The organism is Paraburkholderia sp. MM5496-R1 (genome assembly GCF_050436205.1).
GTDB lineage: Bacteria > Pseudomonadota > Gammaproteobacteria > Burkholderiales > Burkholderiaceae > Paraburkholderia > Paraburkholderia tuberum.
The window spans coordinates 367,503-390,435 of record NZ_JBNDLT010000003.1 but is presented as its reverse complement, the minus strand read 5'-3'; the positions used below and the strand labels follow the sequence as shown (position 1 = coordinate 390,435).

27 protein-coding genes and 1 pseudogene are annotated in these 22,933 nt (G+C 64.4%); 17 read left to right on the top strand and 11 right to left on the bottom strand.

Annotated elements, in window-relative coordinates; all coding sequences use genetic code 11:
* Positions 1-13 precede the first annotated feature (13 nt).
* Together OKW38_RS28015 and OKW38_RS28010 are read left to right on the top strand one after the other, a co-directional pair.
* Positions 14-1,660 (top strand): efflux transporter outer membrane subunit, encoded by a 1,647-nt coding sequence (locus tag OKW38_RS28015; protein ID WP_429364166.1) that lies wholly within the window; start codon positions 14-16, stop codon positions 1,658-1,660.
* Positions 1,596-2,102: a divalent metal cation transporter gene (locus tag OKW38_RS28010; protein ID WP_429364164.1), complete on the top strand. Its 507-nt coding sequence runs from the start codon at positions 1,596-1,598 to the stop codon at positions 2,100-2,102. Before OKW38_RS28015 ends, OKW38_RS28010 begins: the two co-directional genes overlap by 65 nt.
* Before the next feature lie 139 nt (positions 2,103-2,241).
* Here OKW38_RS28010 and flhC read toward each other — a convergent pair.
* The 6 genes and pseudogenes from flhC to OKW38_RS27980 form a co-directional block, all read right to left on the bottom strand.
* Positions 2,242-2,812 (bottom strand): annotated as a pseudogene (gene flhC, locus OKW38_RS28005) (flagellar transcriptional regulator FlhC).
* A gap of 14 nt (positions 2,813-2,826) precedes the next feature.
* Entirely contained in the window at positions 2,827-3,147 is a 321-nt protein-coding gene (gene flhD / locus OKW38_RS28000) for a flagellar transcriptional regulator FlhD (RefSeq protein WP_090807045.1), read from the bottom strand.
* A 741-nt stretch (positions 3,148-3,888) separates the two neighbouring features.
* A complete protein-coding gene (locus OKW38_RS27995; protein ID WP_090807044.1) occupies positions 3,889-4,425 on the bottom strand; it encodes a GNAT family N-acetyltransferase in 537 nt (178 codons plus the stop codon).
* 41 nt (positions 4,426-4,466) lie between these two features.
* A complete protein-coding gene (locus OKW38_RS27990; RefSeq protein WP_090810207.1) occupies positions 4,467-5,315 on the bottom strand; it encodes a helix-turn-helix domain-containing protein in 849 nt (282 codons plus the stop codon).
* Positions 5,316-5,403: 88 nt separating this feature from the next.
* Entirely contained in the window at positions 5,404-5,706 is a 303-nt protein-coding gene (locus OKW38_RS27985) for an addiction module antidote protein (protein WP_090807042.1), read from the bottom strand.
* Complete coding sequence (locus OKW38_RS27980) at positions 5,703-6,092, bottom strand: type II toxin-antitoxin system RelE/ParE family toxin (protein ID WP_429333545.1); 390 nt, start codon at positions 6,090-6,092, stop codon at positions 5,703-5,705. Before OKW38_RS27980 ends, OKW38_RS27985 begins: the two co-directional genes overlap by 4 nt.
* Positions 6,093-6,377: 285 nt before the next feature.
* Here OKW38_RS27980 and OKW38_RS27975 point away from each other — a divergent pair, with 285 nt between their 5' ends.
* From OKW38_RS27975 to OKW38_RS27950, 6 genes are all read left to right on the top strand, one after another.
* Positions 6,378-6,746, top strand: a complete 369-nt coding sequence (locus OKW38_RS27975; RefSeq protein ID WP_429364162.1) for a nuclear transport factor 2 family protein — start codon at positions 6,378-6,380, stop codon at positions 6,744-6,746.
* Between the two features lie 22 nt (positions 6,747-6,768).
* Positions 6,769-7,050 (top strand): hypothetical protein, encoded by a 282-nt coding sequence (locus OKW38_RS27970; RefSeq protein ID WP_090806947.1) that lies wholly within the window; start codon positions 6,769-6,771, stop codon positions 7,048-7,050.
* A gap of 80 nt (positions 7,051-7,130) precedes the next feature.
* Positions 7,131-7,595 carry an RbsD/FucU family protein gene (locus OKW38_RS27965; RefSeq protein WP_090806945.1) on the top strand — a complete coding sequence of 155 codons (465 nt, stop codon included), beginning with the start codon at positions 7,131-7,133 and terminating at the stop codon, positions 7,593-7,595.
* Between the two features lie 36 nt (positions 7,596-7,631).
* Positions 7,632-8,039 (top strand): VOC family protein, encoded by a 408-nt coding sequence (locus OKW38_RS27960; RefSeq protein WP_090806942.1) that lies wholly within the window; start codon positions 7,632-7,634, stop codon positions 8,037-8,039.
* Positions 8,040-8,142: 103 nt separating this feature from the next.
* On the top strand, positions 8,143-8,577 hold the full coding sequence (locus tag OKW38_RS27955; RefSeq protein ID WP_187611231.1) for a DoxX family protein: 435 nt from the start codon (positions 8,143-8,145) through the stop codon (positions 8,575-8,577).
* Positions 8,578-8,659: 82 nt separating this feature from the next.
* Entirely contained in the window at positions 8,660-8,932 is a 273-nt protein-coding gene (locus OKW38_RS27950; protein ID WP_090810195.1) for a hypothetical protein, read from the top strand.
* 20 nt (positions 8,933-8,952) lie between these two features.
* On the opposite strand, the gene OKW38_RS27945 is transcribed toward OKW38_RS27950, so the two are convergent.
* Together OKW38_RS27945 and OKW38_RS27940 are read right to left on the bottom strand one after the other, a co-directional pair.
* Entirely contained in the window at positions 8,953-10,413 is a 1,461-nt protein-coding gene (locus OKW38_RS27945) for an MFS transporter (protein WP_429364160.1), read from the bottom strand.
* 67 nt (positions 10,414-10,480) lie between these two features.
* Positions 10,481-11,782 carry an MFS transporter gene (locus tag OKW38_RS27940; RefSeq protein WP_429364159.1) on the bottom strand — a complete coding sequence of 434 codons (1,302 nt, stop codon included), beginning with the start codon at positions 11,780-11,782 and terminating at the stop codon, positions 10,481-10,483.
* 293 nt (positions 11,783-12,075) lie between these two features.
* Between OKW38_RS27940 and OKW38_RS27935 the strand changes: the two genes are divergently transcribed.
* From OKW38_RS27935 to OKW38_RS27895, 9 genes are all read left to right on the top strand, one after another.
* Positions 12,076-12,783 (top strand): response regulator transcription factor, encoded by a 708-nt coding sequence (locus OKW38_RS27935; RefSeq protein ID WP_429365543.1) that lies wholly within the window; start codon positions 12,076-12,078, stop codon positions 12,781-12,783.
* Between the two features lie 282 nt (positions 12,784-13,065).
* Positions 13,066-14,022, top strand: a complete 957-nt coding sequence (locus OKW38_RS27930; RefSeq protein ID WP_429364157.1) for a 4-hydroxyproline epimerase — start codon at positions 13,066-13,068, stop codon at positions 14,020-14,022.
* The gene (locus OKW38_RS27925) at positions 14,019-15,176 is read left to right on the top strand and encodes an NAD(P)/FAD-dependent oxidoreductase (RefSeq protein WP_429364155.1); all 1,158 of its coding nucleotides are present in this window, start codon (positions 14,019-14,021) and stop codon (positions 15,174-15,176) included. Before OKW38_RS27930 ends, OKW38_RS27925 begins: the two co-directional genes overlap by 4 nt.
* Entirely contained in the window at positions 15,163-15,438 is a 276-nt protein-coding gene (locus tag OKW38_RS27920; protein ID WP_090806929.1) for a 2Fe-2S iron-sulfur cluster-binding protein, read from the top strand. Before OKW38_RS27925 ends, OKW38_RS27920 begins: the two co-directional genes overlap by 14 nt.
* Positions 15,435-16,727, top strand: coding sequence for an NAD(P)/FAD-dependent oxidoreductase (locus tag OKW38_RS27915; RefSeq protein ID WP_429364153.1), 1,293 nt, complete (start codon positions 15,435-15,437; stop codon positions 16,725-16,727). The genes OKW38_RS27920 and OKW38_RS27915 overlap by 4 nt, the downstream gene beginning before the upstream one ends.
* A gap of 159 nt (positions 16,728-16,886) precedes the next feature.
* Positions 16,887-17,654, top strand: coding sequence for an AraC family transcriptional regulator (locus OKW38_RS27910; RefSeq protein ID WP_090806925.1), 768 nt, complete (start codon positions 16,887-16,889; stop codon positions 17,652-17,654).
* A 17-nt stretch (positions 17,655-17,671) separates the two neighbouring features.
* Complete coding sequence (locus OKW38_RS27905) at positions 17,672-18,001, top strand: hypothetical protein (RefSeq protein WP_429364151.1); 330 nt, start codon at positions 17,672-17,674, stop codon at positions 17,999-18,001.
* A gap of 435 nt (positions 18,002-18,436) precedes the next feature.
* Positions 18,437-19,273 carry an RNase A-like domain-containing protein gene (locus OKW38_RS27900; RefSeq protein WP_429364149.1) on the top strand — a complete coding sequence of 279 codons (837 nt, stop codon included), beginning with the start codon at positions 18,437-18,439 and terminating at the stop codon, positions 19,271-19,273.
* 10 nt (positions 19,274-19,283) lie between these two features.
* Positions 19,284-19,574: a contact-dependent growth inhibition system immunity protein gene (locus tag OKW38_RS27895; RefSeq protein WP_429333553.1), complete on the top strand. Its 291-nt coding sequence runs from the start codon at positions 19,284-19,286 to the stop codon at positions 19,572-19,574.
* Positions 19,575-19,847: 273 nt separating this feature from the next.
* Here OKW38_RS27895 and OKW38_RS27890 read toward each other — a convergent pair whose 3' ends face one another.
* From OKW38_RS27890 to OKW38_RS27880, 3 genes are all read right to left on the bottom strand, one after another.
* Complete coding sequence (locus tag OKW38_RS27890; RefSeq protein ID WP_090810191.1) at positions 19,848-20,102, bottom strand: hypothetical protein; 255 nt, start codon at positions 20,100-20,102, stop codon at positions 19,848-19,850.
* Positions 20,103-20,255: 153 nt separating this feature from the next.
* Positions 20,256-20,588, bottom strand: a complete 333-nt coding sequence (locus OKW38_RS27885; RefSeq protein WP_090806920.1) for a hypothetical protein — start codon at positions 20,586-20,588, stop codon at positions 20,256-20,258.
* Positions 20,589-20,756: 168 nt separating this feature from the next.
* A complete protein-coding gene (locus OKW38_RS27880) occupies positions 20,757-22,649 on the bottom strand; it encodes a bifunctional sugar phosphate isomerase/epimerase/4-hydroxyphenylpyruvate dioxygenase family protein (protein WP_429364147.1) in 1,893 nt (630 codons plus the stop codon).
* Between the last annotated feature and the right edge of the window lie 284 nt (positions 22,650-22,933).

Genomic DNA, 22,933 nt, shown 5'->3' with positions numbered 1-22,933 from the left:
GGAGAAAACAACAATGAAACGCTTTGAATCTCGCTTTGAATCTCGCTTTGTATCTTTGCGCGGATGGGGCCGCGCGGCCGCGAGCGGTTTGCTGATCGCCCTGCTGGCCGCTTGTTCGGTCGAGCCGACGTACAAGCGGCCCGACGTCGATACGCCGGCGGCGTTCAAGGAAGCGCCCGCGATGGCGACGTCGGCTGCGGCGGCGTCAAGCGTGGCGGCTGGTTCGGCCGCGCCGGCGCAAAACACCGGCACGTGGAAGCCGGCCCAGCCCGCCGACGACGCCCTGCGTGGCGAATGGTGGAAGGTGTTCGGCGACCCGCAGCTCGACGCGCTCGAAGAGCAGGCCGCCGCCGCGAACCAGGACCTGAAGGCCGCAGCCGCGCGCGTGCAGCAGGCGCGTGCGGTCACGCAGGCGGCGAAGTCCGACTGGTTCCCGAAGCTCGACGCGGGCTTCGGCCCGACCCGGGAGCGTGCGTCGGCGGCGTCGCAATTCCTGCCGGACAGCGCGGGCGGCACGACGGGCACGATCTGGCGCGCGCAGGTCGGCGCGTCGTATGAGGCCGATCTGTTCGGGCGGGTCAGCTCGAACGTGAACGCGTCGCGCTCGGACGAACAGCAGAGCGAAGCGCTGTTTCGCTCGGTGCAACTGTCGTTGCAGGCCGATGTCGCGCAGAACTACTTCCAGTTGCGCGAGCTCGACACCGACCAGGATCTGTATCGCCGCACCGTCGCGTTGCGCGAGGACACGCTGAAGCTCGTCGAGCGGCGCTTCAAGGAAGGCGATATCAGCGAGCTGGATCTGTCGCGCTCGCGTAACGAGCTCGCGAGCGCGCGTGCCGATGCGGTCGGCGTCGCGCGGCAACGGGCGGCCTCGGAGCATAGCCTCGCGATTCTGCTCGGCAAGCCGCCCGCGGATTTCTCGTTCGCGGAACAACCGCTCGCGCCGGTGGCGGTGCGCGTGCCACCGGGTTTGCCGTCGGCGCTGCTCGAACGCAGGCCGGACATCGCGGCAGCCGAACGCGCGATGCAGGCAGCGAATGCGCGCGTCGGGCTCGCGAAGTCGGCGTTCTTCCCGAAGCTCGACATCACGGGCGCGTTCGGCTTTGAATCGGCGACGCTCGGCGATTTGTTCATGTGGTCGAGCCGCGCGTTCATCCTCGGTCCGCTCGCGGGTACCGCGCTGACGGTGCCGATCTTCGACGGCGGCCGCCGCAAGGCCAATCTCGCGCAGGCCCGTTCGAAGTACGACGAGGACGTCGCGCAATATCGCCAGCAGGTGCTCGTGGCGTTCCGTGAAGTCGAGGACAATCTTGCCGATCTGCGCTTGCTCGACGATCAGATGCGCGAGCAGAACGACGCGGTCGATGCGTCGCAGCGCGCGGCGCATCTGTCGCGCACGCAGTACACGGAGGGCGCGGTCAGCTATCTCGACGTGATCGATGGCGAGCGGCAGGTGCTGCAGTCGCAATTGCAGGCGAGCCATCTGGCGGGCACGCAGGCGGTCGCGACCGTGAATCTGATTCGCGCGCTCGGTGGCGGTTGGGGCGATGTGACGGCGGGGGATACGGCGGTGGGGGCGGCGCCGGTGCCGGTTGGTGCTTCCGGCGGCGCGGCCGGAGCCGCATCGGTTTCAGCGCAGCAGCAGGTGGCGAAGCGCTGAATTCCTGAGCCTGTTGGCAAGCGCTTCATCGACCTCATCAACGACGCTTGGCATTCTCGGCGCGACGGTGATGCCGCATAACCTGTATCTGCACTCGTCGATCGTGCAGACCCGCACGGTGAAGCGCGATCCGGCCAGGATCCGCTCGGCGATCGGCATGTCACGCATCGACACGATTGCATCGCTCGTGATCCCGGCGCTGATCGGTGTGCAGATGCTCGGCAATGGCGCGGTTGGCCAACTGCTCGTCGCGAGTCAGGTCGTGCTGAGCCTGCAACTGCCGTTCGCGCTGTATCCGCTGATCCGCATGACGAGCGACCGATCGCTGATGGGCGAATTCGCCAACACGCTGCCGACGCGCCTGCTCGTGTGGACGCTGTTTGTTGCGATCAGTGCGGCGAATCTGTGGCTCGTTGCCCACACGGTGGGGCTGGCCGGTTGATCTGAACGACCGGCCTTCGGCACGCCGGTTTGCCCGGCGCGAAGGCGAAAAAAATCCGCGCAGTTCAATTACTGCGCGGAATCATGTGAGCTTCGGTTTGAATCGGGTCGAGCGCGTCTCGCGACGGCGAATCGATCGGTCAAGCGGCCTGCGCAACCTGCGCCGCATCGAGCGCTTCCCGGCGCGCGGCTGCTGCCTTCTTCGTTTTGCCGGCACGCGACGGCGGCTGGCAGGCGCCGCACACGACGTTGTGCTGCAGGTCGTGCTTGTGCGCGACGAACTTGCCGGTACAGCGGCAGCATCTGGTCAACTGCAGGATGTCGGCGTCGAAGAAAACGCACGAGCGTCCAGGCGCGCGTCAGATCGAGCACCGGCTCGGTTTCGCTGTGCTGACAGTGTTCGAGATACAGCCGATAGCCCTTGGTCAGCGCATCCAGATGCGAGCAGCGCGCTTCGTTCTTGAGGAACAGGTACGTGTTGTAGAACAGCGACGCGTGAATGTTCGCGAGCCACGTCATGTACCAGTCCGCCGAGAACGGCAGCATGCCCTTGGGCGGCGATACGCCCTTGACCTCGCGATACAGGCGGATCATACGGTCGCGCGACAGCGTCAACTCGCTCTCGAGCACCTGCATGCGGGCGCCGAGCTCGATCAGTGCGATCGCGCGAAATACTTCCTGTGCATCTTCGGTCAGGCTTCGCTTGAGCATTGCAGTCCCCTCGATCAGGCAAATTGCTCGGCGGGCTGGCCTGCAAGCAGGATCGCCGTGTGGGTCGGTGCAATTGCGGTGTGCTTCGTCGTTTGGGTCAACGCCGACAGCATCGCGTGGTCGTTGAAGCGGAAGAAGCACAAAAGCTGGTCGGAAGCGGCCAGCTTGACGATTTGCGCGAGCGACAGCCCGGCAAGCAAGTCAGCCAGTTCCGACGACAGTCCCAGCCGGAACATTCCGACCGGTTTGTCCTCGCGCAACATGCGTTGCGCGAGCATGATGTAAGACAAGTTGATCTCGCGGATTGAATCCAGCGTCTCGCTGCTACGGTCCATTTTGTCTGTTTCCGAAGCCCCGAATTACTATGTCGGCTTTGCGCCGTTATGTCTTTTCTGCCTCGCCGGCAACGTGGCCTCCGGCTATATGTTGCTACCTGCTACAGACAGCGAACATTTGATACAAGACGTTACATTTCGTAACAGCTCGGACGAATTGTATGAAGGCTAAAACGAGAAATCAACCCTTCTCAAAAAAATATCTCAAAAAACTACATCATTTTTCGGTAAGTTTTTCACGCCATTGTAATGAATGATGCCAAGTGAATTTATAGCCTTTTGACACTGGCTTCTGATCCATGAAAACCCTTGCTGGATGGGAAGTCTGCGCGATTGTCAGAGGCGTGCGTCCGCATCGCGCGGCGATCGGTAAACTTGTTTTGGATTAGAAAGGAACAGATAGCGATGGAATATACGGTAATAAATACTCGTGCTGGGTGGCGCGTGAGGGGCGGATGGAGCCTGTAACCGTATGAAGCGTCCCCCGTTACAAACTACGCAAACGAGGGCCGGATTTGTAACGGCTCGATGAGGAAGGGCAGCCGGTCTGTCGCACGCGTTCGACCCCGAGACCGAACAGCGGTCGCAGACGCGTACCGATCACGTTGCGCACGGAGGCTGCGAGAAGCCAGTGCCGTGCAGGCTGTCTGACACGATGTCGGTGCGATAGGACGACATTACAACGTTGACGAGGGGCCGGGAATGGCCGCAAGGAGGCGTCGTCAATGATTCCCGGGGGCGCTACGCGAGGAATCGCGCCATCAGATCCTCGTCATGGAACACCCCGTCGACGTTCAAGGCGCCGACTTCGCACCCATATTTGCGAAAGCCGAGCGATTCATACAGCCTGCGCGCCACGTCGTTGCGGCTACCCACGGTTAGCTGCACCTGTCGCAAACCGTCGACGCGCGCCGCGCGCGTCAGCAACTCGCCGAGCAGCGCGCGCCCGACCCCACGACCAGCCGCTTCCTGTGCGACATACATGCCGACCACGTTCGCCTTGTGCCGCTCCTTGTGGGCTTTATTACGCAGCAGACCGACGACGCCGATCAGCGGAGCGTCGGCCGACGCATACGCGCCAAGCAGAAACGTACCTTCCGTCTCCGAGCCCTGCAGTGTCGCGTCATGCTGCCCGGCGCCTTTCGCCAGCGCTTCGTCGTGGCTTTGTCCGAACGAAGCGGGGTGCGCCTTCAGCCCGCGCAGACGAAGCTGGAAATAGGCGTCCCGGTCGGCGGGTCCGAGTTGGCGGATCAACAGGGTGTCGGCGTTGACGGACATCTCACTTATTCGTGGCGAGTGGAGTGGAGGTACGCGAGCGGCTAGCCGCGCTGGTGTTCGGCAAATTCGCGCAGCGCCGACGCGGTTTGCTGATCCGCCGGAAAGAACGCCTCGATGGCGAGTTCCGACAGCGTAACGTCCACGGGCGTGCCGAACACCGTGGTGGTGCTGAAAAACGACAGCACGCCAAGCGGCGTACGCAGCCGCAATGGCACGGCGATCTGGTTGAGGACTGCATCGTCCAGCGTCGAGGCGTCTGCGTCCGGCGGCGCGGGGTAGCCGGCCAGTTCGTCGCGCAGTGCGCTCAGCGTGTCGTCGCCGCTGACGTCGATCTGCCGTTGCAGGCGGCCCAGCACATGCTCGCGCCACGCATGCCAGTTGACGATCGACGCCGCAATGCCTTGCGGATGCAGACTCAGGCGCAGTGCGTTGACCGGTGGCTTCAACAGTTCGGGACTCGCGCCGCTCAACAACGGCGCAATCGCATTGTTGGTCGCGACGATGGTCCAGTGCCGGTCGATCGCGAGGGCCGGGTAGGGCTCATGTCCTTTGAGCACCAGTTCGACGGCTTCGCGCGCGGCGGCGAGCTGCGGGTCGGAGAGGGCACGTTCGCGAAACAGCGGCGCGTAACCGGCCGCGACGAGCAGAGCATTGCGCGCGCGCAACGGCACGTCGAGGCGCTCGGCGAGATGCATGACCATTTCCCGGCTCGGTAGCGCGCGCCCCGATTCGACAAAACTCAGATGGCGGGTCGAAATGTCAGCCTCCGTGGCGAGCAGCAACTGACTCATGCGCCGCCGCTGACGCCATTCGCGGAGAAGTTCGCCGACCGCCCGAGTGCCGATCGGCGCGGATGATGGAGCCGCTTGTGCAATAGAGAGTGTGTTCATGCCACCGATCATAGTCAAAGCGTGCAAGCAATCGATTACCTGAGAGGTAATGCCCCGCCAATTTCAGTCAACGAGACGCGTGCCCGGCTCAGGCGGGAGCCAGGCGCAACGGCACGGCGGTGAATTTGACGCCGATCGCACTCGCCAGTTTGAGGACCGTGTCCATGCGTGGCTTGGAGCCGGGCGCGAGTGTCTTGTAGAGGCTTTCGCGGCCCAGGCCCGCTGCCGCGGCGATCTTCGTGATGCCGCGTGCCTTGGCGATATCCGCGATGGCGGCGAGCAGCAGATCGGAGTCGCCTTCGTCGAGGGCGGCGTTCAGATAGGCCGCGACCATTTCGTCGTTGTCGAGGTACTTCGATGCATCGAAGCGTGCCGTTTTGATCTTGCTCATGACCGTTCCTTTCTGATGGTTGTCCACATTGCTCCGGCATGCCTGATATCCGCCTGCTGCGTGGACTTGTTACCCCCGCAGAGCAGCAGATACATCATGCGTTCCTCGCGCGCGTAGTAGACCCGGTAACCCGGCCCGCAATCGATGCGCATCTCGAACACGCCGTTTTCCAGCAACTTCGCGTCGCCGAAAAGCCCGCGTTCCGCGCGGCGGATCCGCACGAGAATTTGCGCCTTCGCCTTGAGGTCGGTGAGGCCGTGAAGCCAACGGTCGAACTCTTCGGTGCGGTTGATCGTGTACACGCGCGGTGTTTCGATCTGCGGATGATTGTATCTCCGGGGATACGGTCGTGCAAGCGCGAAAAGCGTCTCGATAAAGCGGTCCAAGCGGCCCTCCTGTTCATTGCATTGCCCGCCTCGCGATGTCGTCGGCGGGCTTCGATGAGTCACTTGAGGTTAGCGGTGCGAAGGTTTTTTGACGACTCGGCCGAATGACCTATTTGGCGAGAAAAACAGTGAAAAGCGCTGCGTGACAGCGAAGGCTGCATCCGCTTGATTACCTCTCACGTAATCGACGCAATGCACGCGAGCCGTCAATCTTCATTCCGAGCCCGCCGCATGCGATGCGTATGCCGCGCGAAGTGCTCAGTCCTGTCAATCGAGGAGTTTGAAATGAATGCGCATACCGATTTGATCGACCGTTATTTCGATACCTGGAACGAGATCGACGGCGCGCGTCGTCGCGAGTTGATCGCGGCAACGTGGAGCGCCGATGCCGACTATCGCGACCCGCTGCTGGCGGGCGCGGGCCACGATGGCATCGACGCCATGATCCGCGCGGTGCATGAGCGTTTTCCGCATCACACGTTTCGCCGTACGACCGACGTCGACGGCTTCGCGAATCGCCTGCGCTTCTCGTGGGCACTGACGACCCCCGCGGGCGAGGCGATCGTGAAGGGCTCGGACTTCGGCGTGGTGGACGCGCATGGGCGTCTGCAAGCGGTCACCGGTTTTCTCGACGAAACCCCCGGCGCCGCCTGAGGCGTCTTTCACGGAGACGATCATGCATGAGCCCGCCGCTGCCAAGCCCGCACAAGTCCATCTCGCGTTGCTGCGCGTCGCGGCCGCGCTCGATGCGTTATCGAGCGCGATCGCCGGTTTCGCGCTGCTCGGCGGCGCGCGGGCGTTCATGTTCATCGCACTGCTCGGTTGGCGCGAGCCGGTGCTCGGCGGCGCGGGGCTCGTGCTGCTCGCTTTGGTCGGATGGCTGCGCTGGCAATGCGGTGCGAGCGCAGCGCCGCAAGACGTCCGGCGCGCTTGCTACAATCGATCGTCGTGCGGATGAAGCGTGACACGCATCGTCTTGCGCAAAGCTCACGACCTCACCCCCTCAGCATGTTCCCAACCGAACGACCTGGAGACCCCGTGCTGAAAAATCTGGACCCGCTACTGAACGCCGATATCCTGCACGCGCTGCGCTCGATGGGCCACGGCGACGAGCTCGTGATCTGCGACGCCAACTTCCCGGCCGACGCCGTCGCGCGCGATACCGTGCTCGGCAAGCCGCTGCGTCTCGACGGCGTCAGTTCGCCGCGCGCGATCCGCGCGGTGTTGTCGGTGCTGCCGCTCGACACCTTTATCGAGCATCCCGCGTCGCGCATGGAAGTGGTTGGCGAGCCGCACACGATTCCCGCGGTGCAGCGCGAAGCGCAAGCCGAGGTCAACGCGGGCGAGGGGCGCGAGGTGCCCTTCGTGTCGATCGAGCGGTTCGCGTTTTACGAGCGTGCGCGCCAGGCATACTGTGTGATCGCGACGGGCGAGGAGCGCGGCTACGGCTGCTTCGTATTCACGAAAGGCGTGTTGCTCGCGCCGGACGCGCCACGCGTATAGTCGCTACCACCTTTCTCGATTCATCACGACAAACCCATGAGCTTCCAGCTAGCCAGTCTCGATCATCTCGTTCTGAACGTCGCCGACGTCGAAGTGAGCGCGGCGTGGTACGCGCGGATGCTCGGCATGCGACGCACCGAGTTCGCGTCGCGCACCGGCACGCGCGTGGCGATGAACTACGGCAATCAGAAGATCAATCTGCGTCCCGCGTCGGCCGATACCGTCGCCTGGTTCACGTCGCGCGAGGCGGTGCCGGGCACGGCGGACCTGTGCTTCGTGACCACCGCAAGCCCGGACGACGTCAAGGCGCACTGGCTTGCGCAAGGCGTCGCTATCGAGGCGGGGCCGGTGGAGCGCGACGGCGCGCGCGGCAAGATGACCTCGGTGTATTGCCGCGACCCGGACGGCAACCTGATCGAGGTCGCCACGTATCCGTCAGCTTGAGCGGGCTTGGAAATCGCGGCCATTGCTCATATGCTCAGGGGCGAGGCGGGGAACTGAGCCCGTCCATTCGGGTCTGCTGCTTATTCATTACAGGAGTCCCCCCATGTCGCGTCCCGTCGATTTCGGCATTATTTTCATCGCCCGTCTTGCGCTTTCCGTGCTGTTCCTGTGGAGCGGGGTGATGAAACTGCTGGGCTATGCGGGCTTCGTCGGCTACCTGCATTCGAAAGGTGTGCCGTTCGTGCAGATCGCCGCGCCGATCGCAACCGCGATCGAGGTGCTCGGCGGCCTGCTGCTCGTGGTCGGCTTCAAGGTACGGCCGCTCGCGCTGGTCATGGCGGCGTATACGGTCGCGACGGCGGTGCTCGGCCACGACTTCTGGAATATCACCGACCCTGCGTTGCAGCACGATATGGTGATTCATTTCTGGAAGAACATCGGAATCGCGGGCGGTTTCCTGCTGCTGTTCGTTACCGGCGCGGGGCGTCTGAGCATCGACAACGCGCGCGCACCCCGCAGCGGACTCGGCGGGCTGTAAAGCGTGAGCGCGCGCAGTCGGCGCGGCCCGCATCCTGCTACACAGCAGGATTTCCAATCCGCGCCAATCATGGGAGCAGATGATGATTCAGAACTTCGAGCAAATGATCGGCGGCAAGCTCACGCAACTGTGCGCGAGTCTCGGCGAAGGGCCGACGCCGCATCGTGTGATCATCAGCCTCGCCGAGTCGGCGAAGACGCTGGTGGTTCTGGATGCGTCCGGATTCATCGGCACGCTGAAGGCGGACATCGAGGACCCGGAAAAGCTGCTCGCGGATGCGATCGCCAAAGCGCGCAACGAAGGCCTGATCGAGCGCGCAATCGCTACCGGCACGATTCAGGAGGCGTCGCTGTAGGCGCCTGCATTACACACCGCTTACTTACTCGCGGCGCTCGCGCCGCGCGCAGACGATGCCGCCGCGTGCGGCTCCGGATGCACGAAACACGCGAGCACGAGACCCAGCACCAGCAGTCCCACCGAAATAGCCGTCGCCGCTTGCATCCCCGGCACGATCTGCGTCGCGGCCGCACCGCCTGCGAGCGCGCCGAAGGCCGCCACACCCACCGCGCCGCCGGCCTGGCGCGCCGTGTTCAATACCGCCGACGCCGTGCCCGCGCGCCGCGCTTCGGTCGATGCGAGCACCGCCGTGGTCATCGCCGGCACCGCGAGTCCCATGCCCGACGGAATCAGCAAAAACGGCAGCAGCAGGCCAATCAGCGGCGTCTCGGCGTCGACGAGATGCAGCAGACCATAGCCGAGACCGGCCGTGATCGCGCCGAGGATCATCGGCACGCGCACTCCCAGGCGGCCGATCACCCAGCCGCTCGCGACGTTCGAGATCAGGAAGCCGCCCGTCAGCGGCAGGAACGCGAGGCCCGCCTGCAACGGCGTGTAGCCGCGCACGCGCTGCAGGTAAAGGCTCAGCACGAACACCATGCCGTAATAGGTCAGATTCACGCAGATGCCGAACAGCACCGCCGCGCTGAACGTGCGCGTGCCGAACAGCGACAGCGGCAGCATCGGGCGCACGACGCGCGCTTCGACGAACACGAACGCACCCGCCGCCAGCAGCGCCAGCACGAAGCCGCCGGCGACCAGCGGATGCGCGAGCCCGAGCGGCCGCCATTCGATCACCGCGGCGACGAACGCGGTTAGCGCGACGATCGCGAGACACTGGCCGCCGAGATCGATGCCGCGTGGCGTCGCGCCGGTATTGCCGCGAGCGGCGGCCGGCACGCCGCGTTGCGAGGTTTGCGGACGCGGAATCCACAGCAGTGTCGCGAGCAGGCCGGCCGCGCAGATTGGTAGATTGACGAGAAAGATGCTGCGCCAGCCGAACGCCGCGATCAGCAGACCGCCAGCCACCGGCCCGGCCGCGATCGAAATCGCGCCGGAGGCGGTCCACAGGCCGACCGCGCGTGCCCGCAGCTTCGGTTCGTGGCCGAACGACTGGTTGAGCAACGCGAGCGAATTCGGCAGCATCGCGGCCGCGCCGATGCCCTGCACCGCGCGCGCGGCGATCAGCATCGGGGCATCGAGCGCGAGCCCGCAGGCCAGCGACGCGAGCGCGAACAGCACGATTCCGCACGCATACATGCGCCGCGCGCCGAAGCGGTCGCCGAGCGCGCCGGCCGACAGCATCAGCACCGCAAACGCGAGCGTGTATGCATCGACGACCCATTGCAGGCCCGCGACGTTCGCGTGCAGGTCCGCGCCGATCCGTGGCAACGCGATGTTGACGATGGTCACGTCGAGTTGCGTGACCACGAAGCCGACGCTGACGGTCGCGAGAACGCGACCGAGGGCGGGCGAAAAGGAGGGTGTGGATGAGTTCATGACTGCATCGTAAGCCCGATGCAGCGCGCCACGTTTCGGCGTGGCGTGAAGTATGGATGTCGCCGGATCAACGCGCCCGCGGCGCATCCTTGATGAACAGCGTGGTCAGCGCGCCCAGCACGCAGATCGCCGCGACGTACAGCGGCGCGGCCAGCGGGTTCGACTTCATCATCAGCGATACGGCGATCGGCGTCAGACCGCCGAACACCGCATACGCGACGTTGTACGAGAACGAGATGCCCGAGAAGCGCACCGCCGGCGGGAATCCGCGGACCATCACGAGCGGAATCGCGCCGATCACGCCGACGAAAAGTCCGGCCAGTGCATACAGCGGCACGAGCAGGGACGGATCGACGGCCAACTGGCGAAACATCACGTAGTACGTGATCGCAAGCGCAACACCGCCGACGAAAATCGTGCGACCCGCGCCAATGCGTCCGGCGATCGAACCCGCCACCACGCAGCCGATCGTCAGGCACAGCGTCGCGACACAGTTCGCGAGCAGCGCGGTGGCCGGCTCGATGTGAAATTGCTTTTGCAGCAGCGTCGGCGTCATCAGGATCACGACGACGATCGCCGCCGACAGCATCCAGGTGAGCAGCATCGACACGATCACCGCGCGGCCGTGATCGCGCAGTACGGCCTTCAGCGGCACTTCCGCGGCGATCGCCTTGCGTTGCTTCAGTTCGGCGAACACCGGCGTCTCGTGCAGCCAGCGGCGCAGATAGACCGAGAACATACCGAACACGCCGCCGATGAGGAACGGAACACGCCACGCATATTCGGAAATATCGGCCGGCGTGAAATGGCGATTGACCGCCGACGCAATCAGCGAGCCGAGCAGAATGCCCGCCGTGAGGCCGGCCGTCAGCGTGCCGCACGCATAGCCGACGTGCCGCCCGGGCACATGCTCTGCGACGAACACCCATGCGCCCGGGACTTCGCCGCCGACCGCCGCGCCCTGCATCACGCGGAACAGCAATAGCAGCACCGGCGCGAGCACGCCGATGCTCGCGTAGGTGGGCATCAGGCCCATCAGCAGCGTCGGCACCGACATCAGCAGCACGCTCAGCGTGAACATGCGCTTGCGGCCGAACAGGTCGCCGAAGTGCGCCATGATGACGCCGCCGAGCGGCCGCGCCAGATAACCGGCCGCGAAAATGCCGAAGGTCTGCACCTGACGCAGCCAGTCCGGCATCGCCGCCGGGAAGAACAGCTGGCCGATCGCCGGCGCGAAGAAAACGAAGATGATGAAGTCGTAGAACTCGAGCGCTCCGCCGAGCGCGGCGAGACCGAGTGTCTTGTAATCGCTGTGCCCAAGCGGGCGGGGGGTGACAGCCTGCGCTCCACCCAGATTTGTCGCTTGCATTGCCATGTCTTTTGATGAATTGTGAGCCACGCGGGAGACGCGTGGACATACGGCGGTCGTCGGGCGAGAAGTGCGGCAGGCGCTGGGTAGAGCACGGGACACGGGCGCGCCGTCCTGATAGGGCGGGCGCGCTGACGACGGAGGCCGGCGCGGATTTTACAGGATGAAAGCGGAAGTCCTGCGGAAGCGCCCAGTTGGGCGAAAAAAGCGGCGGAAAATCGGAATGCTCCGAAGGGAGGGACCGGGGTGCGGCTCGGAGAATGGCCTGCATGTCCTTGTCGAGAGTCTATCCCATGCGCGTTGCAGTTCTTCAGCGTGACCCCGTCATGCGTCAGTCCATTGAATCAAGTCTGGTGAGAGCCGGCCATTTCTGCGCGGCCTATGACGACGGCGTTGCGTTGTCGAGGTCGCTCGTGCGCTCCACGATGGATCTGCTGGTGCTCGACTGGCAGGATATGCGGCCCGCCGGCGCGGACCTGTTGCACTCGGTGCGCCGCGTGGCAGGCGAGCACGTGCCGATCATGTTCGTGTCGGACGACGGCTCGGAGGAAAGCATGGTGCGCGCGCTCGCCGGCGGTGCCGACGATTACCTCGCGTTGCCGCTGCGTGACGCCGAGTTTCGCGCGCGAGTCGCGGCGCTTCTGCGGCGCGCGTATCCGGAGCGTTTCAGCGCCGCGACCTGTTTCGAGATCGGCCCCTATTGCTTCGACACGATCCGCCGGGCGGTCACGCTGCGCGGCGAGCCGGTGTCGCTGTCGCCCACCCAGTACCGGATCGCGGCGCTGTTCTTTTCCAACGTCGATCGCGTGATGTCGCGCGACCATATCTTCGCGACGGTGTGGGGCCGCGAACTGCGCGAGTTCACGCGGACCATCGACAGTCACGTGTCACGGCTGCGTCTGCTGCTCGCGATCGAGCCGCACAATGGTTTCCGGCTGCAGCCGGTGTACAGAAGCGGCTACCGGTTGCTGCAGCTTCACGACCATGTGCTCAGGGAGTGAAGATTGGCAGTGGGCGCGTACGGCCTGAGGTCGCCAGGGCCAGGTATATGCTGAAATCCGCGTTGCAGCCCGTCGCGCTCGCCAGCGGTGTTCATTCTCCTTACGTGTCCGTATCGGTTAGCCGGGTTACCGGGTTTGCACCGACGGTCGTCGACGCCGCTACCGAATAGCGGGACGTTTCGCGCGCCGCGCGCGCGGCGGCTCACGCATCGCGCCGCTATGCCGAAATCGTCTCAATCCGCGCGTACGCGCACCAAGACCCGCCGGCCCGCGATTCCTACCATGGGCGACATGAAAACCCTCAACATCATCGACTCGCACACCGGCGGTGAGCCCACCCGCCTCGTGGTGTCGGGTGGCCCGGATCTGGGCAGCGGCACGCTCGCGCAACGGCTCGAGGTGTTCCGCACCCGCTTCGACGACTGGCGCGCCGGCATCGTTACCGAACCGCGGGGCTCGGACGTGGTGGTCGGCGCGTTGCTCTGCGAGCCCGACGATCCGACTTGCGCGGCCGGCGTGATCTTCTTCAACAACGTCGGCTATCTCGGCATGTGCGGGCACGGCACCATCGGGCTCGTCGTGTCGCTCGCGCACATGGGGCGGATCGGGCCGGGACGACACCGCATCGAAACGCCGGTCGGCATGGTCGAGGCGACGCTGAACGAAGACGGCGGCGTCGCGGTGCGCAACGTGCCCGCGTATCGCCACCGCAAGGCGGTGCAGGTCGACGTGCCAGGCTATGGCGCACTAACCGGCGACATCGGCTGGGGCGGCAACTGGTTTTTCCTCGTCGCCGAGCATGGGCACGAGCTCGAAGCCGCGAACATCGCGAGCCTGACGGCTTTCAGCTCGGCGATTCGCGACGCGCTGATCGCACGGAACATCACCGGCGCGAACGGCGCGCTGATCGACCATATCGAGCTGTTCGGACCGGGTTCGCGCGAGGACCTCGACAGCCGCAGCTTCGTGCTGTGTCCCGGCAATGCGTACGACCGCTCGCCGTGCGGCACCGGCACGAGCGCGAAGGTCGCGTGTCTCGCGGCCGACGGCAAGCTTGCCGAAGGCGCGGTGTGGCGCCAGGAGAGCATCATCGGCAGCGTGTTCGAGGCGAGCTATCGCACGGCGGGCGACGGCGTCCACGTGATTCCGACCATCACCGGTCACGCGCACATCATGGCCGAAGGGTGCCTGTGTTTCGACGAGCGCGATCCGTTCGCTTGGGGTATCCGGACCGCATGAGCCCGGACGCGCTGATCATCGGAGCGGGTATCGTCGGTGCCGCGTGCGCGGCGGAACTGGCCGCGCTCGGCATGCGCGTCGACGTGCTCGATGCGCAGCGCATCGGCGGCGGCGCGACGGCGGCCGGCATGGGCCATATCGTCGTGATGAACGACTCGCCCGCCGAATTCGCGCTGAGCCGCTATTCGCGCGAGCTTTGGCTCGAGCTCGCGCCGCAGCTGCGCGCGCGCGACGCGTTCGCGCGCTGCGGCACGCTGTGGGTCGCAGCCGACGACGAAGAACGGCAAGCCGCCCGCGCAATGCAGGCGGCGTTTGAGAGCCAGGGCGTCGCCGCGCAATTGCTGGACTCGGCCGAACTGCGCGCCTGCGAACCGGCGCTCGCACCGTCGATGGCGGGCGGCTTGCGCATCGAGCACGACAGCATCGTGTATGCGCCGACCGCCGCCGAATGGCTGCTCACGCAGTCGCCGCATGCGGCGAATATCAGCGTGCGACCTGGAGCGCCGGTCGCGTCGGTCGGTGCGGGTGGCGTGACCCTGGCGTGCGGCGAGCGCACCAGCGCGGCGCACGTGGTCGTCGCGAACGGCCTCGGGGCGGCGCAATTGTTGCCGTGGCTGCCGTTGCAGCCGAAGAAAGGCCATCTGCTGATCACCGACCGCTACCCGGGGCTGATCCGTCATCAACTGCTCGAACTTGGCTATATCAAGAGCGCGCATCACGCGACCGGCACGTCGGTCGCGTTCAACGTACAGCCGCGTCCGACCGGGCAACTGCTGATCGGCTCGTCGCGCCAGTTCGAAACAACCGATCCCGCCGTCGAGATGCCGGTGCTCGCCCGGATGCTGCAACGCGCCGCGCAGTATCTGCCGCGGTTGCCGGCGCTCAGCGGCATCCGCGCGTGGACGGGGTTTCGCGCCGCGTCGCTGGACGGCCTGCCGCTGATCGGACCGGCCGGCGAGTTCGCGCCCGACGTCTGCTCTGGCTCCGCATCCCGCCTATGGCTCGCGGTCGGCCACGAAGGGCTTGGCGTGACGACCTCGCTCGCGACCGCGAAACTGCTCGCGGCGCAGATCGCGGGCCATGCCGCGCCGATTCCGTGCGAACCTTATCTACCGGTGCGTTTTGCAGAGCAGGTGGCTCATGACCGACACTGACGCGGCCCGCATCCGTTTGACCGTCGACGGCCGCAGCATCGAAGTGAAACCCGGCACGACCATAGCCGCGGCGCTCGCGATCGCGGGTGTGCGCGGCTCGCGGCTGTCGGTCAAGGGCGAGCCGCGCGAAGCCTTGTGCGGGATGGGCGTGTGCCAGGAGTGCCGCGTCGCGATCGACGGTCGCGCGCACGCGCTCGCGTGCCAGACGCTATGCCGCGACGGCCAGCGCGTGCAGACACGAAACGGGACAGTACACGCATGACGCAGCACTTCGACATCGTGGTGATCGGCGGTGGTCCGGCCGGGCTCAATGCCGCGCGAGCGGCGGCGCAGGCGGGCGCGACTGTCGCGCAGATCGATGACAATCCGCGCGCCGGCGGCCAGGTCTGGCGCCAGGGGCCCGCCTATCCGCCTCAAGCAGCGTTGCAGGCGTTGCTCGCGGCGTTGCAATCGCAGCAAAACTTCACTTACTGGCCATCGACGCGCGTGATCGCGCCGCTCGGCGCGCAAGCCTTGCTGCTCGAATCCGCCGAACACGGCGGCGTGTCGATCACCTATGACAGACTGATTCTTGCGACCGGCGCGCGCGAGCGTCTTCTGCCGTTTCCCGGCTGGACCTTGCCCGGCGTGACCGGCGCGGGCGCATTGCAGGCGCTGATCAAAGGCGGCATGCCGGTGCGCGACGAACGGATCGTGATCGCCGGCAGCGGCCCCCTGCTGATGGCCGCGCTCGCCACCGCGCGAGAGGCCGGCGCGCGCGTGATCGCGGTGGTCGAGCAGGCATCGGCGGCCGAGGTCGCGCGTTTCGGCGTGTCGCTGCTGCGCGAGCCCGCGAAGCTGCGTCAGGCGATCGGCCTCACGCGCGGCTTCCCGGGACTGCGCTACTGGACCTGCAGCATCGTGAGCGAAGCCCGTGGCGCGCAGCGCGTGCAACAGGTGACGATCCGGCGCGGCGAACGCGAGGTGACGCTCGATTGCGACCGCGTCGCGTGCGGCTTCGGACTGCTGCCGAACGTCACGCTGGCCCAGGCGCTCGGCTGCGCGATCAACGACGCGGGCGAAATCGTCATCGACGACGGACAGCGCACCTCGCTCGAACGCGTTTATGCAGCGGGCGAGTGCACGGGCGTCGGCGGCGCTGAGCTCGCTGGCGCGGAAGGCGAGATCGCCGGTCTCGTGGCGAGCGGCGCGGCGAGCACGCAACGCGCCGCGCTGGCGGCGCTGGTCGCGCAACGCGCTCGCTGGCGGGGCTTTGGCGCGCGCGTCGCAGCGTCGTTCGCATTGGGCGAGGCCGCGCGCACGCCGCCCGCCGACGCGACGCTGTTGTGCCGTTGCGAGGACGTGAGCGTCGGCGAGGTGCGCCGCTGCGCCGACTGGCGTGACGCGAAACTGCAGACGCGCTGCGGTATGGGCCCTTGCCAGGGGCGCATCTGCGGGGCGGCCGCGAGCCTGTACTTCGGCTGGCCGGCCGCCGCGGCGCGTCCGCCGTTCAGTCCGGCGCAAATCGGCACGCTGATGAGCGCCGCCGAACCGCCGACTGCGGCGCCATGACGGCTCCGCGCTTACCCTCGGTAGATATTGGCGGGCGACGCGCGGCTCTATAATCGACCGCAATCAACCGCACGAGCAGGCTGCCCGGCCGCACCGGCGCAGCGATCCGCGAACGCAACCTAACGCAATCAACCAGGCACGCACCCACGGAACCGCACGATGAACACGCTGGCGCATCCGCTCGAAACTGACGATACGACGCTGTCCGGCATGCTGTCGCATTTCAGGTTGCTCGAGCCGGTATTCGATGCAATGCCGGACGTCGTGTTCTTCGTCAAGGACGCCGACGCGCGGTATGCGCTCGTCAACCGCACGCTCGCTTCGCGTTGCGGCTTCAAGGAAAAGGCCGCGCTGCTCGGCAAGACCGCGGAAGACGTGTTTCCGCGCCGCTTCGGGCGCATCTATACCGCGCAGGACAAGGCGATCATCGGCGTCGGCAACCAGATGCTCGATCAGCTCGAACTGCATCTGTATCCGGGCCGTCAACCGGGCTGGTGCCTGACCTGCAAACAACCGTTGCGCGATGCGACGGGCAAGGTGGTCGGCCTCGCCGGCATCTCCCGCGATCTGAAAGCCGACGAAAGCAGCCATCCGGCCTACAGCCGGCTTGCCGCCGTCGTGCAGTCGATCCAGCAGAATTACGTGCAGCCGCTGAACCTGAAGCAGCTTGCGGCGATGGCGGACATGTCGGTCGCGCAGCTGGAGCGCTACTTTCACAAGGTGTTTCATCTGACGCCGCGCCAGGTGCTCCTGAAAACGCGACTCGATGCGGCGACCGCGCTGCTGGTGTCGCACGACAAGGTCACCGACGTCGCCGCGCGTTGCGGCTACACCGATCACAGCGCGTTCACACGGCAATTCAAGGCGACCGTCGGCGTCACACCGACCGAATACCGGATGTTGCTGCACGGTACGCTGCGCGGCTGAACGGCGTCGGGCGTGTCATGGCGGGTCGCGCGCATCACTACTACGTGTACGTCGTCGCGCTCGACGACAAGGTGTGGAACGAGGCGCGCTTTCGTCGCGCGAATCCTGGTTACCGTTTCGACAGGCCGTGCGTGTACGTCGGCATGACGGGGCTCGACCCGGACTTGCGCTTCGATCGGCACAAGGCGGGCATTCAGGCGAATCGCTTTGTGCGCGACTACGGCCTGCGTCTGATGCCCGAACTGTACGACGTGTTCAACCCGATGCCTTACCGCGGCGCGCAGGATATGGAAGTGGAATTGGCTATCGGGCTGCGCGAGGCGGGGTATGGGGTGTGGCAGGCTTGAAAGGCTTGACGCCGCCGAATTCCATTGTGACGAGCGTGCTCAATGTGCTCGCCGCCATGCGATGACGCTTGCCGGCACTACGATTGCGATGGCGACGATATATCCCGAAACGACCAGCACAAAGTTGCCCCAAGCCTCGACATCGTAGGGGGCCGGGCTCCCAAAGCGATTCGTGGCGCTTTTTAATGAGATCGAGAGACGCGTTACGAATTGGATGTTTCCTGGTTTCTAAGGCATCTGGCTTCTCGGATTATTCGAGCCGATATGGGTGCACAGTTTCTATGTGGTTTGCCAGCGATCATCTTGATCTTTCGTACTTGCTTAAAACGCTTTAGAAATTACAGCATGTTCTGTCAGAATCATCCGTCGCCCATAGCCAGATGGTGAATCGACCTGTTAGCGTGAAGATCCGATAGTAATAAGAGGATTTTTTGCATGTTACAGGCGAATGAATCAGACGGCGTCCGCATTGTACTGAGCGCCCCGCAACTGGCAGCTGTACTGGCCCGTCAGTCAATTAGCCCGACTGAGATGCTTGCCAACCGACTATGGGGCGGTTGGCAGGTTCTCGGCGGTGTACTGGAAATGGTCCGCGCGGGTGCATTATGCGTGCTGCCAGAGCCGACGATGGCAAGCAAGGTCGGTTGCGTCGTGTTTGGCGTGCATGGCTCGGACACGGCGGTGGCGGGTCTGCGACAGGTCTGGACTGCGCAGGATACCAGCACGCTCACCCAACGCGGTGCCGCAAAGCTTGCCGAGGCGATGAAAGCCAGTCCTGACATGGCGAACAATATCGGTCTGTCGCTTGAGATGATCGTGCCCTTCGGCTTCGCTGGCTCAATCAAAGCTGCACGCGCGGCGAGCGTCACGATGGGCCGGATCGATCTGGAAATGCACGAGGCGAAAGCGCTCCATCCAAGGATTGGTGGGCATACACTCGAAAAGCATGTGGGGCGCACTGAAGTGCAGTTGCGCGAGCGACTAGTACGTGAACCAAAGCGGCAAACGGTTTCGTCGTTTATGAATTTGCAGTGTGCGCAATGGGCAATTTCAGAGGTTATGCGGTACGACGCGTCTCGCATCAAAATATGGGCGCAGTCTGCATCTCGGAACAAGCCACTCGAATTGGAAAAAGATGTGGGGAGGAAGGTCGGTTACGGAATATCCAGAAAAACAGGTGTTTTGACAGAAATGAGTATCGTGCACGTGGTTCTGAAATATGAAACCTACAACGGCATGCCATACTACGTTCTGACGGCGTATCTATACTGAGGTCGGATAAATGCGACATTCTGAGTATCCTGAACTGAGCCAATTATTTGGTGTTTATCTGAATCAGGATTTCGATATATGGGGTGATACCATTCCTGCTATTGTTGCATGCTACAAAAGAGATAGTCCGGTGGCGGACCATAAATCAATGCTTGCTGAAATAGACAGGTTTGAGAAAAGGCACCCACATGATCTCGATATTGCATTCGAACAGATGTATGGGCACGAGTTCGCTCCAGAGCCGTGGGGTCACACGACCGCCTCATTTCTTCAGGAGTTGAAGCGACTCCTAAGCGAGTAGTCCCCGATCGCACCATCTGACGGCGCGTCTACAACCTATGTGCGGGACTACGGCTTACGGCTGATGCCCGAACTGAACTGTACGAAGTGTTCAACCCGATGCCTTACCGCGGTGCGCAGGAGATGGAAGTAAAGTTGGCGATCTCCGAAAAGGAAACAGCCCGATCAGCGTAAGTCGATCGGGCTGTTTTAGTCGGGCTGACCATCTCATTAAAGCCGCGTCAACGCAAAGCGCTGACGCGGCCTCGGATGACCGGGTCGCGAGCCGATCTGCTTACTTCACCCCAAGCCCTCGCAACACCGCATTACCCTCGGACGTCAGACGGATATGCGGCGTGCCCGCATCGTTCGAAACGGTCTCGACGAGACCTGCTTCGTAAAGCTGCGGAATTTCGGGTTTTGCGGATGCATCGATCGGCGCGTGCAGCAGCAGCAGCAGCGTCGCGAGCTCGTGATGGCTCAACAGACGGCGCAGGATAGTAGGCCGTTTGGCCGGTGTTTCGTTGGTGTTGATTTCGGGCTGATTCATGGAGCGCACCTCGTGCGGGGACATGTCCGGGGATCTTGCGGACGAAGTCTTAAACGATTCTTAAGACTCCATTGTCCTGTAACACCGTGACATGAACGTTGCAATGGATCAGATTCCGGCGCCTGCAACTTCGCCTTTATGCGCCACAAAGCCTTACGGCGCGCAGGTTTTGCTTGCCGATTCGATCCACAGGTTGCTTACATGACGCTTGCCCGCATAGAAACGGTAAGTTGTCGCGCCGTTGTCGCTGCGTACCTTGACGACGTTCGAGTCGCCGAAGTCGAGCATCTGACCCTGCGGGATCCCGGTCGACTTGAACGCGGCGTTGTGATGATTGGCCATCTGCGTCAGACAGGCGACCACGTCGTCGACGGAACGCTGTGTCGTCGTGTCCGTGACGGGTTCGCCGGAATCCGGGTCTTTCTGAAAATACGCGCAAGCGCTGAGCAGTAGCGAAAGGGACAGGACTGCAGCGAACTTCTTCATATCTCTCCTGGCGTTGATTCGGCGATTCGGCTGAGCAGGCGCCATTATATCGAGACGGCGAGCCTGTCCCGATCGGGGACGCAGGTCGCGTGCCTGAAAAGACGAAATCCGTATCGACGCGGCGACTTCCAATGACGAAGCCGCCGTCGTGCCTCCGGTGTCCGCCCGTTACTTGCGCCGCTGCGCCTGCGCCGCGAGCCGCACCGCCGCATTGGCCGCGCCGTAGCCGTCATAGCCGCCGCGCCGCTCGACGATCTCGAGGAAGAAGCGCTGGTCGAGTTGCTCCGTATAAGCGTGGAAAAACTCGCCGCCGCGTTCGTCGCGGTCGTACAGGATATTGTTCGCGCGCATCGCTTCGAGCAGCGTGTCGGACAGCGCGTAGCGGGCCGCGAGGTCGTCGTAGTAATTGCGCGGAATGCGCAGGATCGGCACGCCGTCGGCGACGAACTCGGGGAGAGCGCTGAAGATGTCGCCGGTGCTGAACGCGACGTGGTTCAGTCCGGAGCCGTGATACGTGTGCAGCGCCTCGGCCACCGCCGTATGGCGATCCACCGATGCATTCAGCGCGATCCGCACCGAGCCGTCGGGGCTGCGCAGCGCGCGGCTGCGCACGAGGCCGTACGGATCGGGAACGAGCACCCCCGGCTCGGCCAGGAAGCCGAACGCGGTGCGCAGAAACAGCACCCACGTATCGAGCGCACTCGCCGGCACCGACAGACACACGTGATCGATGCGCTCGAGCGGTCCCACCTCGGTCGGGCCGTTGACGTCGGTCAGCACGAAATCGGCCTCGAACAGCGTGGGCTGATCGGGCGTTTCGTCGACGAAATAGTTGAGACTGCCATCCGGCGCCTGCACGGCCGGCAGCACGCGCTCGTTCGGCCCGATCTGGCCGGAGAACGGCGCGTAGCCAAAGCCGGCCGCGCGCTCGAATGCGTGGCTCGCGTCGTCGACACGAAACGCCGATGCGCACAGCGACAAACCATGCTGCTGAAAAAACGCGTTCGCGAACGAATCGGGCTCGGCGTTCAGCACGATCGAGGCCGCGCCGTGCTGATACAGCGTTACGTCCTTCGAGCGATGCTGGCCGGCCTGGCGAAAGCGCAGCTTGCCGAGCCAGTCGGCTAGCTGCGTGCGCGTGGTGTGATCGACCGCGAATTCGAGGAACTGATAGCCGACGTGCGCGGGCGCGGCGGGCGAGCGGTACAGGCCGCCTGTCGTTTTGCGCGGCTGTTGTTGCTCTTCGAGCAACGCGCGAGTTTGCTCTTCGAGGAACAACAACGAGCGATGGCCATCGGCGGCCGTAATCGTGGTGGGGGCGGCGCGAAAGCCGTCGTTGAAGATTTCCAGCGAAAGCGGGCCCTTGTAGCCAGCTTTGACGACCTGCGCGGTGAAGTTCGCGAGATCGAAGTCGCCCTGGCCGGGGAAGCAGCGGTAGTGGCGGCTCCATTCGAGCACGTCCATCGCAAGCTTCGGCGCGTCCGCGATCTGCACGAACGCGATGCGCTCGCCAGGAATGTCGGCGATCGCGTCGGGCGTGTCGTTCAGCGACAGCGTATGAAAGCTGTCGAGCACGAGCCCGAGATTCGGATGATTCACGGCGTCGACAAGCTTCCACGCTTGGCGATAGGTCTTTACGTGCCTGCCCCAGGCGAGCGCTTCGTAACCGGCGAGCACGCCAGCCGCTTCGGCCGCGCGGGCGAGCGCGCCCAACTGGTCGATCATCAGCGAGTCGTCGCAGATCGTGTCCGGCGACACGTTGCTGCACACGAGGATGCGGTCCGTGCCTAGCTCGTGCATTACGTCGAACTTGCGCTTCGCGCGGTCGAGATTACGCTCGAGCCGTTCGGGACTGACGCCGTCGAAATCGCGAAACGGCTGGAACAGCATGATCTTCAGGCCGAGGTCGTCGGCGATGCGGCGCACGTCGGCGGGCGAGCCGTCGAAATACAGCAGGTCGTTCTCGAAGATTTCGACACCTTCGAAACCCGCCGCGCGGATCGCGCTCAGCTTCTCGACGAGGGTGCCGCTAATCGACACGGTGGCAATCGAACGTTGCATGAACGGCTCCTGCAAAAACGGACAAACGAGGGGGAAACTCAGGGAAAAACCGCGGCGGCGCGCCTGGTGGCGCGGCCTGCCGGGCTTGCTGCAATGCGCAAAAACGAGCTAGTTCGTTACGCACTGAAGCAAGACGCAGGCCGGAATACCCCACACTACCCGGGAGTTTCGATAGTCTATACAAACTAACTAGATGGTACAAATTCGTAGAAACCCCGAATGACGACGACGGCCGATGCGCGCACACTTCGCCATGCGTCGAAGAACCGCCGCGGGTGCCGCGG

What these genes read in the sequence shown, in the direction of transcription:
- OKW38_RS28015 (WP_429364166.1), top strand. Translation starts at nt 14, where the DNA reads ATGAAACGCTTTGAATCTCGCTTTGAATCTCGCTTTGTATCTTTGCGC.
- flhD (WP_090807045.1), bottom strand. Translation starts at nt 3,147, where the DNA reads ATGGACCGTAGCAGCGAGACGCTGGATTCAATCCGCGAGATCAACTTG.
- OKW38_RS27995 (WP_090807044.1), bottom strand. Translation starts at nt 4,425, where the DNA reads ATGTCCGTCAACGCCGACACCCTGTTGATCCGCCAACTCGGACCCGCC.
- OKW38_RS27990 (WP_090810207.1), bottom strand. Translation starts at nt 5,315, where the DNA reads ATGAACACACTCTCTATTGCACAAGCGGCTCCATCATCCGCGCCGATC.
- OKW38_RS27985 (WP_090807042.1), bottom strand. Translation starts at nt 5,706, where the DNA reads ATGAGCAAGATCAAAACGGCACGCTTCGATGCATCGAAGTACCTCGAC.
- OKW38_RS27975 (WP_429364162.1), top strand. Translation starts at nt 6,378, where the DNA reads ATGAATGCGCATACCGATTTGATCGACCGTTATTTCGATACCTGGAAC.
- OKW38_RS27970 (WP_090806947.1), top strand. Translation starts at nt 6,769, where the DNA reads ATGCATGAGCCCGCCGCTGCCAAGCCCGCACAAGTCCATCTCGCGTTG.
- OKW38_RS27960 (WP_090806942.1), top strand. Translation starts at nt 7,632, where the DNA reads ATGAGCTTCCAGCTAGCCAGTCTCGATCATCTCGTTCTGAACGTCGCC.
- OKW38_RS27955 (WP_187611231.1), top strand. Translation starts at nt 8,143, where the DNA reads ATGTCGCGTCCCGTCGATTTCGGCATTATTTTCATCGCCCGTCTTGCG.
- OKW38_RS27950 (WP_090810195.1), top strand. Translation starts at nt 8,660, where the DNA reads ATGATTCAGAACTTCGAGCAAATGATCGGCGGCAAGCTCACGCAACTG.
- OKW38_RS27945 (WP_429364160.1), bottom strand. Translation starts at nt 10,413, where the DNA reads ATGAACTCATCCACACCCTCCTTTTCGCCCGCCCTCGGTCGCGTTCTC.
- OKW38_RS27940 (WP_429364159.1), bottom strand. Translation starts at nt 11,782, where the DNA reads ATGCAAGCGACAAATCTGGGTGGAGCGCAGGCTGTCACCCCCCGCCCG.
- OKW38_RS27935 (WP_429365543.1), top strand. Translation starts at nt 12,076, where the DNA reads ATGCGCGTTGCAGTTCTTCAGCGTGACCCCGTCATGCGTCAGTCCATT.
- OKW38_RS27930 (WP_429364157.1), top strand. Translation starts at nt 13,066, where the DNA reads ATGGGCGACATGAAAACCCTCAACATCATCGACTCGCACACCGGCGGT.
- OKW38_RS27925 (WP_429364155.1), top strand. Translation starts at nt 14,019, where the DNA reads ATGAGCCCGGACGCGCTGATCATCGGAGCGGGTATCGTCGGTGCCGCG.
- OKW38_RS27920 (WP_090806929.1), top strand. Translation starts at nt 15,163, where the DNA reads ATGACCGACACTGACGCGGCCCGCATCCGTTTGACCGTCGACGGCCGC.
- OKW38_RS27915 (WP_429364153.1), top strand. Translation starts at nt 15,435, where the DNA reads ATGACGCAGCACTTCGACATCGTGGTGATCGGCGGTGGTCCGGCCGGG.
- OKW38_RS27910 (WP_090806925.1), top strand. Translation starts at nt 16,887, where the DNA reads ATGAACACGCTGGCGCATCCGCTCGAAACTGACGATACGACGCTGTCC.
- OKW38_RS27905 (WP_429364151.1), top strand. Translation starts at nt 17,672, where the DNA reads ATGGCGGGTCGCGCGCATCACTACTACGTGTACGTCGTCGCGCTCGAC.
- OKW38_RS27900 (WP_429364149.1), top strand. Translation starts at nt 18,437, where the DNA reads ATGTTACAGGCGAATGAATCAGACGGCGTCCGCATTGTACTGAGCGCC.
- OKW38_RS27895 (WP_429333553.1), top strand. Translation starts at nt 19,284, where the DNA reads ATGCGACATTCTGAGTATCCTGAACTGAGCCAATTATTTGGTGTTTAT.
- OKW38_RS27890 (WP_090810191.1), bottom strand. Translation starts at nt 20,102, where the DNA reads ATGAATCAGCCCGAAATCAACACCAACGAAACACCGGCCAAACGGCCT.
- OKW38_RS27885 (WP_090806920.1), bottom strand. Translation starts at nt 20,588, where the DNA reads ATGAAGAAGTTCGCTGCAGTCCTGTCCCTTTCGCTACTGCTCAGCGCT.
- OKW38_RS27880 (WP_429364147.1), bottom strand. Translation starts at nt 22,649, where the DNA reads ATGCAACGTTCGATTGCCACCGTGTCGATTAGCGGCACCCTCGTCGAG.